General features: G+C 42.6%; 13 protein-coding genes. 9 read left to right on the forward strand and 4 right to left on the reverse strand.

Annotation, left to right across the window (positions count from 1 at the left end; all coding sequences use genetic code 11):
- The first annotated feature begins 217 nt into the window (after positions 1-217).
- The 3 genes from C6Y07_RS15920 (at position 218) to C6Y07_RS15930 (ending at position 4,240) form a co-directional block, all read left to right on the forward strand.
- Positions 218-850, forward strand: coding sequence for a GDSL-type esterase/lipase family protein (locus C6Y07_RS15920; protein WP_060595566.1), 633 nt, complete (start codon positions 218-220; stop codon positions 848-850).
- Between the two features lie 89 nt (positions 851-939).
- Positions 940-2,022: a C45 family autoproteolytic acyltransferase/hydrolase gene (locus C6Y07_RS15925; RefSeq protein ID WP_060595567.1), complete on the forward strand. Its 1,083-nt coding sequence runs from the start codon at positions 940-942 to the stop codon at positions 2,020-2,022.
- 130 nt (positions 2,023-2,152) lie between these two features.
- A complete protein-coding gene (locus tag C6Y07_RS15930) occupies positions 2,153-4,240 on the forward strand; it encodes a BglG family transcription antiterminator (protein ID WP_106048602.1) in 2,088 nt (695 codons plus the stop codon).
- Between the two features lie 17 nt (positions 4,241-4,257).
- Here C6Y07_RS15930 and C6Y07_RS15935 read toward each other — a convergent pair whose 3' ends face one another.
- Positions 4,258-4,869: a class I SAM-dependent methyltransferase gene (locus C6Y07_RS15935; RefSeq protein ID WP_060595568.1), complete on the reverse strand. Its 612-nt coding sequence runs from the start codon at positions 4,867-4,869 to the stop codon at positions 4,258-4,260.
- 155 nt (positions 4,870-5,024) lie between these two features.
- Here C6Y07_RS15935 and C6Y07_RS15940 point away from each other — a divergent pair, with 155 nt between their 5' ends.
- Together C6Y07_RS15940 and C6Y07_RS15945 are read left to right on the forward strand one after the other, a co-directional pair.
- Positions 5,025-5,894, forward strand: a complete 870-nt coding sequence (locus C6Y07_RS15940; protein WP_034664026.1) for an SDR family oxidoreductase — start codon at positions 5,025-5,027, stop codon at positions 5,892-5,894.
- Between the two features lie 293 nt (positions 5,895-6,187).
- The gene (locus tag C6Y07_RS15945) at positions 6,188-6,610 is read left to right on the forward strand and encodes a pyridoxamine 5'-phosphate oxidase family protein (RefSeq protein ID WP_034664024.1); all 423 of its coding nucleotides are present in this window, start codon (positions 6,188-6,190) and stop codon (positions 6,608-6,610) included.
- A gap of 479 nt (positions 6,611-7,089) precedes the next feature.
- Here C6Y07_RS15945 and C6Y07_RS15950 read toward each other — a convergent pair whose 3' ends face one another.
- The gene (locus C6Y07_RS15950; RefSeq protein WP_066031787.1) at positions 7,090-7,272 is read right to left on the reverse strand and encodes a hypothetical protein; all 183 of its coding nucleotides are present in this window, start codon (positions 7,270-7,272) and stop codon (positions 7,090-7,092) included.
- 390 nt (positions 7,273-7,662) lie between these two features.
- On the opposite strand from C6Y07_RS15950, the gene C6Y07_RS15960 reads away from it, so the two are divergent.
- Positions 7,663-9,912: a hypothetical protein gene (locus tag C6Y07_RS15960; RefSeq protein ID WP_223250463.1), complete on the forward strand. Its 2,250-nt coding sequence runs from the start codon at positions 7,663-7,665 to the stop codon at positions 9,910-9,912.
- Positions 9,913-9,988: 76 nt separating this feature from the next.
- On the opposite strand, the gene C6Y07_RS15965 is transcribed toward C6Y07_RS15960, so the two are convergent.
- Complete coding sequence (locus C6Y07_RS15965; protein ID WP_034664017.1) at positions 9,989-10,285, reverse strand: DUF3817 domain-containing protein; 297 nt, start codon at positions 10,283-10,285, stop codon at positions 9,989-9,991.
- A 136-nt stretch (positions 10,286-10,421) separates the two neighbouring features.
- Positions 10,422-11,096 (reverse strand): GntR family transcriptional regulator, encoded by a 675-nt coding sequence (locus C6Y07_RS15970; RefSeq protein WP_106072300.1) that lies wholly within the window; start codon positions 11,094-11,096, stop codon positions 10,422-10,424.
- Positions 11,097-11,250: 154 nt separating this feature from the next.
- On the opposite strand from C6Y07_RS15970, the gene C6Y07_RS15975 reads away from it, so the two are divergent.
- The 3 genes from C6Y07_RS15975 to C6Y07_RS15985 all read left to right on the forward strand — a co-directional run bounded on the left by C6Y07_RS15975 (position 11,251) and on the right by C6Y07_RS15985 (position 14,155).
- Complete coding sequence (locus tag C6Y07_RS15975) at positions 11,251-12,078, forward strand: helix-turn-helix domain-containing protein (protein ID WP_106072364.1); 828 nt, start codon at positions 11,251-11,253, stop codon at positions 12,076-12,078.
- A complete protein-coding gene (locus C6Y07_RS15980; protein WP_060595572.1) occupies positions 12,068-13,000 on the forward strand; it encodes a DMT family transporter in 933 nt (310 codons plus the stop codon). Before C6Y07_RS15975 ends, C6Y07_RS15980 begins: the two co-directional genes overlap by 11 nt.
- A gap of 99 nt (positions 13,001-13,099) precedes the next feature.
- Positions 13,100-14,155 carry a tartrate dehydrogenase gene (locus C6Y07_RS15985; protein ID WP_066031305.1) on the forward strand — a complete coding sequence of 352 codons (1,056 nt, stop codon included), beginning with the start codon at positions 13,100-13,102 and terminating at the stop codon, positions 14,153-14,155.
- Positions 14,156-14,226: the final 71 nt, after the last annotated feature.

Genomic DNA, 14,226 nt, shown 5'->3' on the forward strand with positions numbered 1-14,226 from the left:
ATAAAAAGTTTGTAAATTTTTTTGAAACGCTTGGAGATACGGATTTCATCATAAAAACCTACTCCTATTGAACAAAAAAACAGTCGATCTCGCAAGTAAAGAGTTTGTAAAGACGTCTCACGAAAAAAAAGATGAATGCCCCTAAGCCATCTGCTACAAGCATCTGTTCTCCGATTTCGTATATATAAGAGAAGGCAGGAGAGAGTGAGGGATAAGAGTGGGACGATCCTATGTTGCGACTGGAGATTCCTTAACAGTGGGAGTGGGGGCACGTTTATTTGGCGGAGGCTTCGTTGAGCGGTATCAATGGATGCTTGAAAAAAAGACACAGGCGTCAGTCGAGCTGTCCGTATTTGCAAAGTCAGGGTTAACGACGGATCAGATTTTACAGCTGTTCAAACGATCTGATGTGAGGCGTGCTATTGCACCAGCTGACATCATCACCATCACAGGCTGCGGGAATGACCTTGTTCAAGCGATTCAGCAGTATGAAAAGGGTGAAGATGAAAAGAAACTGCTGCAAGCGACGCTGCATTGCCAAGCAAATTTCAGCAAAATGATTCAAGAAATCGCTCAGATCAAAAGAGGGCAGAAGCAGCCCTATTGCGTGTATCTCATGAATTTATATAATCCTTTTCCGCAAATACCAATAGCCGGGCGGTGGCTTCAGCAATACAATCATCAGCTTTGCTCGCTTGCGACAAATCCGCATGTAGAAGTTGTGGATGTGTACCGGGCGTTTGAAGGACATGAAAGAGAGTACTTATCGATTGATCAATTTCATCCAAACCATAAAGGATATGAAGCGATGGCAAAAGCATTGTTTCAACAATCCTGTAAAAAACTGTAATCCGTTGGGGTTGCAGTTTTTTTCATCCTTTTCAATAAATGACGGTTTCGATATGATAAAAGAAACGAAGGCGAAAGAGGTGTGCAGGCATGGAGGAGATCAGTGCATATTTTCATGAAATGACAGGAACCGCTTATGAAGTAGGAAAGCAGCAGGCTGTCTGGCTTAAGGAGAACCCGTTGCTACAGACACAATATATTCGAACAGAACCGCTAGAAAAAGAGGCTGTGAAGGAAACGAAGCAGCTGATGCGCCCTTATCTTCCTCAGTTAGAAGAAGAGATAGCTGGATTTTGTGATGAACTGCAATTAGATGAGCGTTATTTGACCTTTTTCTATTCATCTCATCTTCAGCCAGGCTGTTCCCACTGCGTGAGGCAGGGGAATATGGCGGCCGGTCAACAAACGGTCATGCTGCGTAACTATGATTTCTCCCCGATATTTGATGATATGCGTCTTGTGACGACACATGTGAAGGGCTTGGCATGTCATACAGGCTCGTCGCTGCTCTTGTTTGGCAGATCTGATGGGATGAATGAGCATGGTCTTTCTGTCACATTCTCTGCTTGTGGTCCGCCGGTTGGAAATGAAGCCGGTTTAAAGGTTCCAGCAGTTGCCGGTTTGCAAGTGTATCATGTGATTCGATCTGTTCTGGAAAACTGTAGAACGGTTGAGGAAGCCATTCACTCTATTCAGGAAATGCCCGTTGCCTCAAATGTTCACCTCATGCTTGCCGATCGAAAAGGAGAAGCGGCTGTGATTGAAATCATTGATGGTCGCAAAATGGTCAGAAGACCGGAGGCAGGTTATATTGCAGCCACAAATCATCCGATTGCTGATCAAACAGCAAAAGGGATGACAAAACATCATTCTATTGTCAGATACGACATGTTAATGAAGGCTTTAGAACAACGACGACCAAGTGATTCTCTTGCTAAGCTGTTCAAGACAGAATATCCTGATGGTCTGGCTGTGCACAATTATGAGGAGCTGTTCGGAACAATGCGAACCGTCATCTTCCGCCCGGAGGAAGGAACGATGGATTATTGCTTTGGCTCTCCAGTATACAACCCGACGTATTCTTTAAAAGCTGGGGGTTCACTGCCTTTTCATGAACAAAAGGTTCAATTTCATCAAAAGGATCATGGACCGTCATTTTGGAGAAACGTATGATCGGACGTTGTATTTAATTTTGTCACAGCCCATTTGCCAAAGTCAGATCAACTTAAGATTGCATCGTTTGTTGAAAGCGTTTTATATTAAGGTGTGACAATAGACCTATTTTTGCAGAAGGAGGCATTTCATGTACATAACGGCACGAGAACAGAAGATCATCAAATACATCATTCAGCAAAATCGTTATGTCACCATTCGTGAGATAGCCGATTCTGTTCAGGTGAGCACAAGAACCATTCATAGAGAACTAAAATCGATTAAGCCCATATTAAAGAATTATGATCTTTCACTAGATAAACAGCCGGGGAAAGGCTTGAAGGCAGTCGGTGAACAGGAGGATAAACAGCGGCTTCTTGCTCATATATCAAATGAGGATCAAATTGAATATAGCTCTGACGAACGGAAGCTCTTAATCCTTTGTGCATTGCTTGAAGCAAAGGAACCGGTGAAATTATATACACTCGCCGCCGATTTGCAGGTTACAAATGCGACCATCAGCTATGACTTAGATGAACTGACGGAGTGGATCGCTCCTTACAGTTTGCAGCTGATCCGAAAACGCGGGTATGGCATTGAATTAAAAGGACCGGAAGAAGCAAAACGAAAGATTGTCGGGAACCTTATTGTTGACCGGCTCGATATTCAATTATTTTTAGAAACAATTGAAATGAATATCAAACATCGAACGAAAGCGACGGAAAAGGTGTTTGGCGTTGTCAGCAGAGGGCAGCTGCTTAAGGTAGAAAGACTGCTCTTTCATTTGAAAAATAGACTGTCACTCTCCTTATCTGATAGTGCCTATATTGCCCTTGTCGTTCACTTAACCTATGCCATTGAACGGATTCAGCTTGGTGAAACCATTCGAATGGAAGAGGAAGAGCTGCTTGAACTAAAGCGGACGAAAGAATTTGAATCATCTCAGCGAATCGCAAGAGCACTTGAACGCATGTTTAATGTGGAGATCCCTGAAGCAGAGGTCGGTTATATGACCATCCACCTGCGCAGTGCAAATCGCAGCTTTGGGGCAGAATACCGTATTGATGAGATCGAGCTGGATATAGCGATCAGAACGAAGAAGCTCATTGATTTTATTTCAAATAAAACCGGCTACCATTTAAATGAGAATGATTCATTGTATGAGGGACTCGTGTCTCATCTCGAACCTGCCATGAACCGTTTAAAGGAAAAAATGAGAATCTATAATCCACTTACACAACAAATTAAAAAGGACTACTTTTTGCTTTTCATGGCGATTGAAGAAGGAGTCGAGCGTTTCTTTCCAGAGATTGAATTTCCAGAGGATGAAATTGCCTTTATAGTGCTTCACTTTGGCTCAGTGCTTGAAATCAAAAAAGAAGAAACAAACATTCATGCACTAGTCGTTTGTTCAAGCGGGATTGGTTCCTCCAAAATGCTCGCCTCGCGGCTAAAAAAAGAATTACCGGAGATCGCCAAATTCGATTTATCCTCCTTAATGGAGCTAAAGGAAATTGATGCATCGAGCTATGACATGATTGTATCGACTGTTCCGATCCCATATGACCATATCGATTACATCATGGTCAGTCCGCTCCTAAACGAGGATGACGCCATGCGTGTGAAAGCTCATATTAAACGGAAGATCCCTTATATGATCGAGAAAAAAAGAACAAAAGAAGCTGTTAAAGAATCTGTGCAAGAAACGGTTGATATGATGGCGGTTGCAGAGCAGGTGACGAATTATATGTCTGTGATTCGCAGCATCTTGTCCCATTTTACCATCGAAAATAGAGAGACGCTGCCGCAGCATGAGGCAACAATCAGACAGCTGCTTCGTCAGCTTGAAGAAGAAGGATCTATCACACATGCGGATGATGTAGCGAGCGGCTTACTGGAACGTGAACAGCAAGGCGGTTTAGGCATACCTGGTACCGAGTTTGCTCTTTTTCATTTAAAGCATGAATTCATCAAGGAACCAATCTTTCATATTTACGATCTTGATCAGGCATACGAGGTGAAAAGCATGGACGGCGGGCAGCAAATGATGTCACGAATGCTTATGATGCTGGCGCCGCAAAAGCTTGGCAAGGAAGGGTCTGAAATGTTTAGTCTGATCAGTTCATCCATCATTGAAAGTGAGGAAAGCATGGTGCTTTATGGACAGGGATCAAAGGAAGAGATTGAACAGAAATTGCATCAGCTGTTCTATCAATTTGTAAAAGAAGCAAAATGGTAAGAAAAAAAGCCGAGAGCTTATTCGCTTCTCGGCTTTTTGGCTGTGACACAGACAGCAAGTGTTGGACGAATTTCCTCATACTCAACAGAAAAATGGTCAAACCCCGCAAACTGTAAGTCATTCAATATGTTTTCACCCATCTCTTTTGTCCGGCTCGCATCAGCACCTTTTTCTCTTGGCTGCATCACAATGACGAGTTTTCCGCCTGGTTTCAACGTGTGATAAAGGTTGAGTAGGCCAGTCTTTGGATCATCCCAAATCGTAAAGTTGTTGACAGACAGTACTTTGTCATACTGCTCTCCGGGCAAGCGTGTTTTCTCGATTTTCCCTACATACAGCCGGACCTGTTTGTCTTTTGACCGTTTGCTGACGCGGGACTGTGCTTGCTCCTGCATGGTGGCGGAGGCATCTAGACCATCAATGTGAAGATCTTCATAATGCTTAAGCATATGTTTGATGCTGTAGCCGGGCCCATAGCCGATTTCCAAAATGTTTTCACTATCTGTCAGATCTAAGTGCTGGATGGCCCACTGATTCAATGCTTTATTTTCATTTGCCATAATGAAGCCTGCGATGCTTCCGAGCCAGCCTTTTGGTCTGCTAAAGGTTTTCGAAATGGTTGACAGCATTTGAGAACGCTCCTTTTTAATGATCATGTAACCGATTTTTCCCATCTTGAAACATGCCAATTTACAAAACGCATCTGTGCAGTTTAGGGATGTTTGAGTAAAAAAAAGAGGTGGTAATGAAAGGATACATCAACAAATCAAGGAGGAGCTTACACATGGATTTACGTGAATACTTAACAAATGGCATTCCGCGCCAAACACAGGATCAGCAGCCAGGCAGTGAAAGAGAAATGAATCCTGCGCCGATCTTTGAGGATGAATCATATCAAGGATCTGGCAAGCTCAAAGGGAAAGTCGCACTGATTACAGGCGGAGATAGTGGAATTGGACGTGCTGTATCTGTTGCCTATGCAAAAGAAGGTGCACACGTCGCCATTGTGTACTTAAATGAACATGAGGATGCAAAGGATACGCAAAAGCGCGTAGAACAGGAAGGCGTTAAATGTTTAACGATTGCAGGAGATGTCGGTGACGAAGCCTTTTGCGAGAAAGCGGTAGAAAAAACAGTTGAAGCCTTTGGGCAATTAGATATTTTAGTGAATAATGCGGCTGAACAGCATCCGAAAGAACGGATTCAAGATATTTCTAGTGAACAGCTTCACCAAACCTTTAGAACCAACTTCTATTCTTATTTTTATTTTACGAAGAAAGCACTGGATTACTTAAAACCGGGAAGTACAATTATTAATACAACATCCATTAACCCATATCGAGGCAACAAAGTGCTGATTGATTATACGGCGACAAAAGGGGCCATCAACGGCTTTACGCGTTCTATGGCACAGTCGCTTGTGAAAGATGGGATTCGGGTGAATGGTGTAGCGCCAGGTCCAATTTGGACGCCGCTCATTCCATCTACATTTGATGAGGATAGTGTGGAAAGCTTCGGGGCAGAAACCCCAATGGGAAGACCAGGACAGCCTGTAGAGCATGTCGGCTGCTATGTGCTGCTTGCTTCTGACGAATCGTCTTATATGACAGGACAAACACTTCACGTCAACGGCGGTTCCTTTATGAATACATGATCAATAGCGCCACCGCCCAGCTTTGATTGGGCGGTGTGTTTAGTATTTCTTGCGATTCTTCTGCACAGATGAGACAGACCATACGATAATGCCCACAACAACTGCCGCAATGACAAGTGAACTCAAATGGAACATCGTTTCATGATGCATGTTCAACTTCTCCCTTCATTGAGCCTGTTTTCTATAGCATCAGCCAGAAGATCTCTTTTTATGAAAAACACATTTCTTTGTTTAATGAATGGATTGTCGTGGAAACCTAAGAGTACGGATGAAATTTGAAGGAGTGAAACGATATGTCACAAGAAGAATTAAAACAAAAGGTACTCAACCTATTAGATGAACAAAAGGTCGGAACACTGGCGACCGTTGAACAGGATAAGCCGCATACCCGCTACATGACTTTTTTCCATGAAGGGCTGACATTATATACACCAACGAGCAAAGAAACACATAAAGCAGACGAAATTGAAAAAAACCCGAATGTCCATATTCTCATTGGTTATTCAGGTGAAGGATTCGGTGACACGTATGCAGAAATCGCAGGTACCGCAACATTAACCGATGATCCAGAACTGATCGACCGCCTTTGGTCTGAGGAGATGGAGAAATGGTTTAAAGGAAAAGATGATCCGAATCTAGTGATTCTGAAGATTGATCCAACCTCCATTCGTTACATGAATGAAGGAAGCCGTACGCCAGCAGAATTATCACTTTAACACTTGCGTAAGCTGGGGGTATGTGTTATAGTTTTATATTAAGTGTTGAAATAAGCAAATAAATAAAGAAAGTAAACTTTCTTTTTTCTATGACATAATGAGAAGCAATAGAGCTTCTACTTGATAAGAACGAGACGCTGTCAAAGCGAACAACTTATTCTTTTCCTTCTGCACCCGCCCCCTATAAAAGCGGAAGAGTGGAAAAAAGACGTTTTGATTTACAATTCACACTGGCACGGCTTCGGAGCCGTAAGGACGAATGAGAGGTAGGGCTTTCGTTGTCTTGTTATCCAGAACTTCCATGGCGTTTACTTTCAAACGTAGGTTCACTCGGAACACATATGACACACTGATATGATCGAATCTTAATTCATACACTCCGTAACGGAGATCACACATTGATTATTTATTTGCATGAAAAGAGCAAGGAAAAGGCTGCCATCTATTTGGCAGCCTTTTTCATTGGGTTCATTTCATGATCACTCACTTCTTCCTTTCTTCTGATAATGCCAAATCCGCCCGATAAAAAAGAACATCACTGCAAACAAAATAGAAAAGACGAACATGTCCAAGAGTGTCACGCCACTATTTGGGTGCACAATGCCAAACCAAACCCATTGCAGAACAAAAGAGATAGCAAAATAACTGATGAATGCTTTCATGATTTTCCCCATTTCACTTATTTTTTTGACCTTTTAGCCACAACATCCAAATGAAGAAGGAAGCAATGACACACGTAAGCAAAGTGATGGGCGGCAAGGTATGCCAGCTAGTCAGCCCCTTTACAAAACACATATAAAAAAAGAAAATGGAATGGATACGAGCACCCATTGCTTGAACCAACGAGGAACACGTAGCCAAGCCGCTAGAAAGATAGAAGATAGCTTATCCAATGAGAAAAACTCCTTTTTTGAATCTGATTGGATTTTATCGCAAACAACGAAGTTTGTAAAATATGGAATTCGAAGGCTGGAATGGTATTCTTCTAGCACGAAACATTCTCGCTGCACTAACGTATAAGGTAAAGGAACCTCATGAAAGGAAGCGATCAAGTGAAAAGAATACCAGTGATTTTTCTACGATATATTGTCTTCTTTATTCCAGCGATCATTATCAGTTTCATGGTGTGGAACCATTACCAAGATGATTTGTCGGATGGGAAAGTAACAGAGTATGACGTCAAACGAATTTTTACATTTGATGAAGGAAAACGAGTGGTGAGTGCTGTATCAAAAGACCAGCAGCTCCATTTTGGAATGTATGATCCTCAATCAGGAAAAAGAATCAGTGAATGGACCACGGAAAGCGATACGTTTAATGAAATGTTTCCATCCATTCAAGGTAACAATCTCTTACTTGCTTTAAAAAATAAAGAGGGGCAGCTGTTGATCGAGAAAATAACGCCAAGCGGAGAAAAGAAAGAGCTCGTTAAGCAAAATCTACTGATCCCCTCATTTTTAAAAACGAATACATATCAATGGAATGGACAGCTCGTGTTTACAGGAGAAATGGAAGGCGCCGCTGCAGTCCTCGGTGAGCTAAAGAATGGTCAGTTTCATGTGCACAATCTCAACGAGCTAAAGCTGCCAGCAAGGCCAGTCTCCATGGATGTCGTCATGAATTCCTTTAGAGGGCAGACGCCTATTCCTATATTTGAATTGACTTTGAAAAATGACCAGAAGGCATATGTTAGCGGTATCTCAAACGAGAAGCATCAGCTTGGTGTCTATGTCTCCAAAAACGCTGATCCGTTTAGCCTCATTGAAGATACAGTTGAGCAGAGGCTGCAAAAAAAGATTGGATCATCACAAAACTTTGCTGTCGCCGTAGAATCGAATTATCCAAAAAGGGCAAGGAAAGTGAATGCAGAGGGAAGGCTTGGGGAAGTCGTCCCAACACCAAAACCAATTTATCAAACCTATATCTACCAGCTTAATGAAGAAGAAGTTCTTATTGCAGGCTCTACTGCAAAGGACGAAGCAAAAGGCAAACTGACTGGATATATTTATAACCATCGCACGAATAAGGCGACGTCTGCCAGCAAGCTTTTTCAATCGTTGTCATATGAATCCTTACAAAGAGAAGAGCTCACTTTCAATAAAAATGTGAAGAGCGATTGGATCTATTATTCATTCGACAATCAATTAACGGGTGCATATGAGACGACGAGCAGCCAGCTAAAGGAATTTCCTTTGAAAAAAGTCATCTCAATCGAAAACGCGAGTCCTGCTCACCAAACGTCTGTTGACACCTTTATGCAATATGTCATGAAAGGCGGGCCACTCATTCTCAACTGGGCGATATGGCTGTTTATTCCACTACTGTTATTTGTACTAGCCATCTTCCTGCCGCCGATTTTGAGACTGGTGAGAAACAACAAGATTAAAGACAGTGTCACATTAGAAGCCAATATTGTATCTGTCAAAGAAACGGGCACCTACATCAACGAACAGCCGCTTGTCAAAATGCAGCTGCAATTTCAATATGATGGGGAAAACATCGAGAAGACGGTTAAAACAGTTGTATCCTTTACCCAGATACCGCAGCCGGGTCAGCGTATCGCCATTCTCTACAATCCGAAGAAGAAAAAAGCGATGCTCTTAAAAGAGGGGGACTTCTCACAGACAAGTGAGCCAAAGTTCATCAAAGGCGCTGTTTTAAGAAATATAGAATCATATGAAACCGTAGGACGAGGCACTGTCTTATCGCTTACATTTGAAGCAGATCAGAAAAGGTATACCATTCCGATGATTCAAGCCGCTGGTTTTGAATTTAGAAAAGGAGAAAAAGCCGATCTCGTCGCCATCAGCGGTCAGTTGAAAATGGCAGCCTATGGCCATGAAGTGCGGAATCGATCGGGGAAAGATGTGACGTTAACAGGAACCATTCAGCGAGTGAAGCAATATCCAGTCACGATTCATGGACAAAAGCCTGTCATGCTGGATGTGACGGTTTCAAGCGGAGATCAGTCTATTACAAAAACGGTCAGCCAATTCATCCCTGATCATATGCAGGTCGCACCAGGAACTCCAATCACGATCCAGACAAAGAAAGAAGAGCTGGATAGAGAAATCGGTCTCATGCAAGAGAAACAAGGAAGTGCAAAAGTGACCCATGTCGCATTTGCTGGCGTCATCGGCAACCAGCCGCTAGCAATCATTCAGATTGAGAGAGATGGCATGCTGTATGAAGTGAAACAGCCAATCGATCCAATGACTAGTGTACTGCCAGGTGATGAATTATGGGTGGCGTATGACGAAATGACGCGTCAAGCAGCCATTGTGAAATATGCATCAATTTAAAAAAGCGTTCCTTTAACAGAACGCTTCAGCGTGTAGACAAAGGGCTAAAACGACATTCGATTTAGCCCTTTTTTGATTAAGCCTTTGTATCATACTGGCGGAGCACCTTATCATAGGCGAAGTTGCCGAAAGGAATGAACGCTGCAAAAAAACCAGCGATGGACCATTTCAAATGCCAGCGAACTTTAAAAGTCACATATGCCAAAACAAGCATATAGATGACAAACAATGCGCCATGAAGAGAGCCTACAATGGTGACTGCCATCGGAATATCCGCAAAATATTTCAGAGGCATGGCAATTAAAAGAAGGGTTAAAAGAGACATACCCTCAATAAAACCCGCCTGTCGAAGACGGCTAATACTTGTATGCATATACAAATCCTCCTGTATAAAAGCTAGTTTCTCATCTTCTAATATAAACGAAAGATCGTCTGGACATGCTAAAATCTACGAAAAATTCAAAATATGTTCATGTAATGCTTAAAAAATGGGAAAAAGGAAAAATCACTTAATCCTTGTTTGTTTCAGAGAGTACTTGCTTTAAGTGCATCACATCATGTAATAAATGATCCGTCATCGCTTGAACGGCTTCTGTGGAGCGGCGCTCTTTCATTTCAGAATAAATGGCAGCATGCTCTTTTTGAATCGTCTCAGCACGCGCTCCGCCGCTAAAATGAAAGATACGGCAAAAATGAATGAGTGCATTCACATGATTCAATTGTTTACATAAGCGGTGATTGTGACTCGCTAGAATAATTTTTTGATGAAAGGCTTCATGTAACTGGACGATCTCTTTAGATGGCAGCTGCTGCTTGATTGCTCCGTCTGCCTGCTTGAGGACCTGCTCAATATCATCCAGCTCTCTTTGCGCGGCTTCCTTGCATGCAAGCTCAACAGCTAGCGTTTCTAGGGCGATTCGAACTTGATAAAGCTCCTCGACATCTTTTTCCGTTAACGTATAGACAGAGTAGCCTGACCGATGATCAGCGATCAAGAGTTCATCTTTTTCTAAAAGCCTCATCGCCTCTCTAACCGGTGATCGGCTTGCACCAAATTGTTTGGCAAGCTGTGTCTCATTGATGCGTTCCCCTGGCTGAAACTGCCCATCAAATATCATTTGCTTCAGCTGTTCATAAAATTGCATATGGTATGGTGCTGGTCTTTTCATCTCGAATGAATTCATCCCGTCATTCCCTCATTTACACATCATCTTTTGTCTCATGTTATCCAAGTTTTTCCCTCTAGGCAAGCCTGCATCGGAAAAGTCAATATCGTACAATTCAAGAGAAAAAGGGTGTGCTACACTAATGATCAGTTCAGTGAAAGAGGGGATCGACATGAAAACACAAGAAGAACGAACGGTACATTTTGATCAGGACTTGCAAATAGAGGCGTATCGCTTTCATGGCATCATGCAAAAGTTCCCGAATCATTTTCATACATACTATGTGATTGGATTTATTGAGGACGGTCAAAGACGTTTGATCTGCCAAAATGAAGAATACATCATTGAAAAGGGAGACATCCTTCTTTTCAATCCATATGACAATCACGCATGCGAGCAGATGGATCACAGGACACTAGATTATCGTTGTTTAAATATAGAAGCAGATGTCATAGAGAAAATGTTTCAGCACAAGCCACATTTTAAAGCCCCTGTGTTTTCACAAAGTGAACTGACAAAGCTATTATATGATCTTCATCAAATGATCACAGAAGAAGCTCCAGCTTTGAATAAACAGGAAACGTTTTATTTCTTTATGAAGCAGCTGATTGAAGCCTATGCTGATACATCAGAGGAAAAAGCGTCAGCAGCGCATGCCGCCGAACAGAAAGTCCAAGATGTACAGCAATATATTGAAACATACCGCACGGAAAATATTTCGTTAGACGACTTAGGAGAGCTTGTGTCTATGAACAAATACTCCCTTCTTCGTGCTTTTACAAAGTACAGAGGGATCACGCCGTATCGTTATTTACAGACAGTGAGAGTGAACTATGCGAAGGAGCTTCTCGCCCAAGGAGTGAAGCCTGTAGATGCGGCAGTCTCCGCTGGTTTTTCTGATCAAAGTCACTTGAGTCATTTCTTTTCAGAATTTATTGGGCTCACCCCAGGGCAATATCAGCAAATTTTTGCAAAGCAGGTAACAGCAGATGAAAAATAAACAGCTGCTTGGTCATCTAGCGGCCATGTTCACTATTTTTCTATGGGGCTCGACCTTTATCTCAACCAAAATATTATTAACTGCTTTTTCTCCCACAGAGATATTATTTTTTCGCTTTTTTATTGGGTATCTGGCTCTGATGATGATCTATCCGGTCACCATGAAGGTGCAGCGTAAAAAGCATGAAGCGATGTTTGCGCTCGCAGGATTATGCGGTGTGGTCTTATACTATTTTTTAGAAAATGTCGCACTCACCTATACGTTCGCTTCGAATGCAGGTGTCATCAGTTCAGTTGTGCCATTCTTCTCATTTTTATTGGCTTATTTTTTATTGAAAGATGAGCCGCTGCATCGCCGATTTTTCATAGGCTTTTTTATCGCGATGACAGGCATTGTGCTGATTAGCTTTAATGGAATGACGACGTTCCAATTGAATCCACTCGGTGATGTGCTAGCATTAACGGCGACCATTGTCTGGGCCTTCTATTCTATTTTATCGAAAATGATCAACCAATATGGATACCATATCATTCAAGTGACGAGGCGTGTCTTTTTTTACGGCTTGCTTTGGATGCTTCCCCTGATCTGGCATTTTAAGATTCGTTTAGACTGGGAGCGATTGACGAACCCGTCGTTTGCCTTTCACTTGCTGTTTTTAGGCCTGTTCGCATCTGCCATTTGTTTTCTAACATGGAGCTTTTCGGTGAAAACGCTCGGTGTGGTGAAATCGAGTGTGTATATTTATGGCGTTCCTATTATTACGATGGTCATTTCAATGATCGTTCTTCATGAGAGATTGACCCTCATGTCTGTACTCGGAACGGCACTGACCTTAGGAGGACTGCTGCTTTCAGATAAAAAAGATGCGGGGAGGAAGAAACAGAAACCCTCGATGCTTTTCCAGGATAAACAGGCGCTTTGATCAAAAAAGCGTCTTTTGTCCATTGAAAGAACATGAACTCTCTAGTAAACTCAAATTTAAACGGTCGACGGTCGACCGACGATAAAGGGGGAGAAATGAATGAAGCATGTTTCAATTGCGGCGATACCAGGTGACGGGGTTGGGAAGGAAGTTGTACCTGAAGCCATACGAGTATTGAAAGCGGTGTCAGAATTACATGGCGGTTTGTCTTTTACCTTTCAGGATTTTCCGTGGAGCTGTGAATATTATTTAGAGCATGGCGAGATGATGCCAAAGGATGGATTACATCAACTGAAAACCTTTGACAGCATTTTCTTAGGGGCTGTCGGAGATGCCAATTTAGTGCCGGATCACGTATCGCTTTGGGGACTGCTTATTAAGATTAGGCGGGAATTTGAACAGGTGATAAACGTCAGACCTGCAAAACAGCTGAGCGGCATTCGCTCACCGCTTACGCAGCCAAAGGATTTCGATCTTCTAGTTGTCAGAGAAAACGGTGAAGGTGAATATAGTGAAATTGGAGGCCGTATTTATCAAGGAGAAGATCAGCTTGCTGTTCAAAATGCAGTGTTCTCAAGAAAAGGGACAGAGCGTGCGATGCGTTTTGCCTTTCAATTAGCAGAAAAAAGACGAAAGCATGTGACGAGTGCAACCAAATCGAATGGGATCGTCCATACCATGCCTTTTTGGGATGAAGTGTTTCAAGACGTAGCAAAGGATTATCCAGAGGTGGCAGCAGACTCTCAGCACATTGATGCGCTCTCAGCCTTCTTTGTAACAAGACCAGAAAAATTCGATGTGATTGTGGCCAGTAATTTGTTTGGTGATATTTTGACGGATCTTGGGGCAGCCATTATGGGGAGTATTGGCGTGGCGCCTGCCGCCAACATCAATGTAAATGGCAAATACCCATCCATGTTTGAGCCTGTACACGGATCAGCTCCAGACATTGCGGGAAAAGGAATCGCCAACCCAATCGGTCAAATTTGGACCGCTAAACTGATGCTTGATCATTTCGGAGAAGAAGAGCTGGGTACGCACCTTCTCAGCACCATCGAATCAGTCACAGCAGACGGCTTTTTAACAGCGGACATCGGCGGATCCTATCAAACACAAGAAGTCACAAACGAAATCATCAAACGATTGAAGAAATAATCCGTCATTAGAACCGCATCTCCACGTCTGCTATAATAAAAGGATGGATAGAAGAAAGAGATGTGAAATCT

Source organism: Bacillus sp. LNXM12-1, assembly GCF_003004375.1.
Taxonomy (GTDB): Bacteria; Bacillota; Bacilli; order Bacillales; family Bacillaceae; genus Bacillus.

What these genes read in the sequence shown, in the direction of transcription:
- C6Y07_RS15945 (WP_034664024.1), top strand. Translation starts at nt 6,188, where the DNA reads ATGTCACAAGAAGAATTAAAACAAAAGGTACTCAACCTATTAGATGAA.
- C6Y07_RS15940 (WP_034664026.1), top strand. Translation starts at nt 5,025, where the DNA reads ATGGATTTACGTGAATACTTAACAAATGGCATTCCGCGCCAAACACAG.
- C6Y07_RS15965 (WP_034664017.1), bottom strand. Translation starts at nt 10,285, where the DNA reads ATGCATACAAGTATTAGCCGTCTTCGACAGGCGGGTTTTATTGAGGGT.
- C6Y07_RS15975 (WP_106072364.1), top strand. Translation starts at nt 11,251, where the DNA reads ATGAAAACACAAGAAGAACGAACGGTACATTTTGATCAGGACTTGCAA.
- C6Y07_RS15950 (WP_066031787.1), bottom strand. Translation starts at nt 7,272, where the DNA reads ATGAAAGCATTCATCAGTTATTTTGCTATCTCTTTTGTTCTGCAATGG.
- C6Y07_RS15985 (WP_066031305.1), top strand. Translation starts at nt 13,100, where the DNA reads ATGAAGCATGTTTCAATTGCGGCGATACCAGGTGACGGGGTTGGGAAG.
- C6Y07_RS15930 (WP_106048602.1), top strand. Translation starts at nt 2,153, where the DNA reads ATGTACATAACGGCACGAGAACAGAAGATCATCAAATACATCATTCAG.
- C6Y07_RS15970 (WP_106072300.1), bottom strand. Translation starts at nt 11,096, where the DNA reads ATGAATTCATTCGAGATGAAAAGACCAGCACCATACCATATGCAATTT.
- C6Y07_RS15935 (WP_060595568.1), bottom strand. Translation starts at nt 4,869, where the DNA reads ATGCTGTCAACCATTTCGAAAACCTTTAGCAGACCAAAAGGCTGGCTC.
- C6Y07_RS15980 (WP_060595572.1), top strand. Translation starts at nt 12,068, where the DNA reads ATGAAAAATAAACAGCTGCTTGGTCATCTAGCGGCCATGTTCACTATT.
- C6Y07_RS15925 (WP_060595567.1), top strand. Translation starts at nt 940, where the DNA reads ATGGAGGAGATCAGTGCATATTTTCATGAAATGACAGGAACCGCTTAT.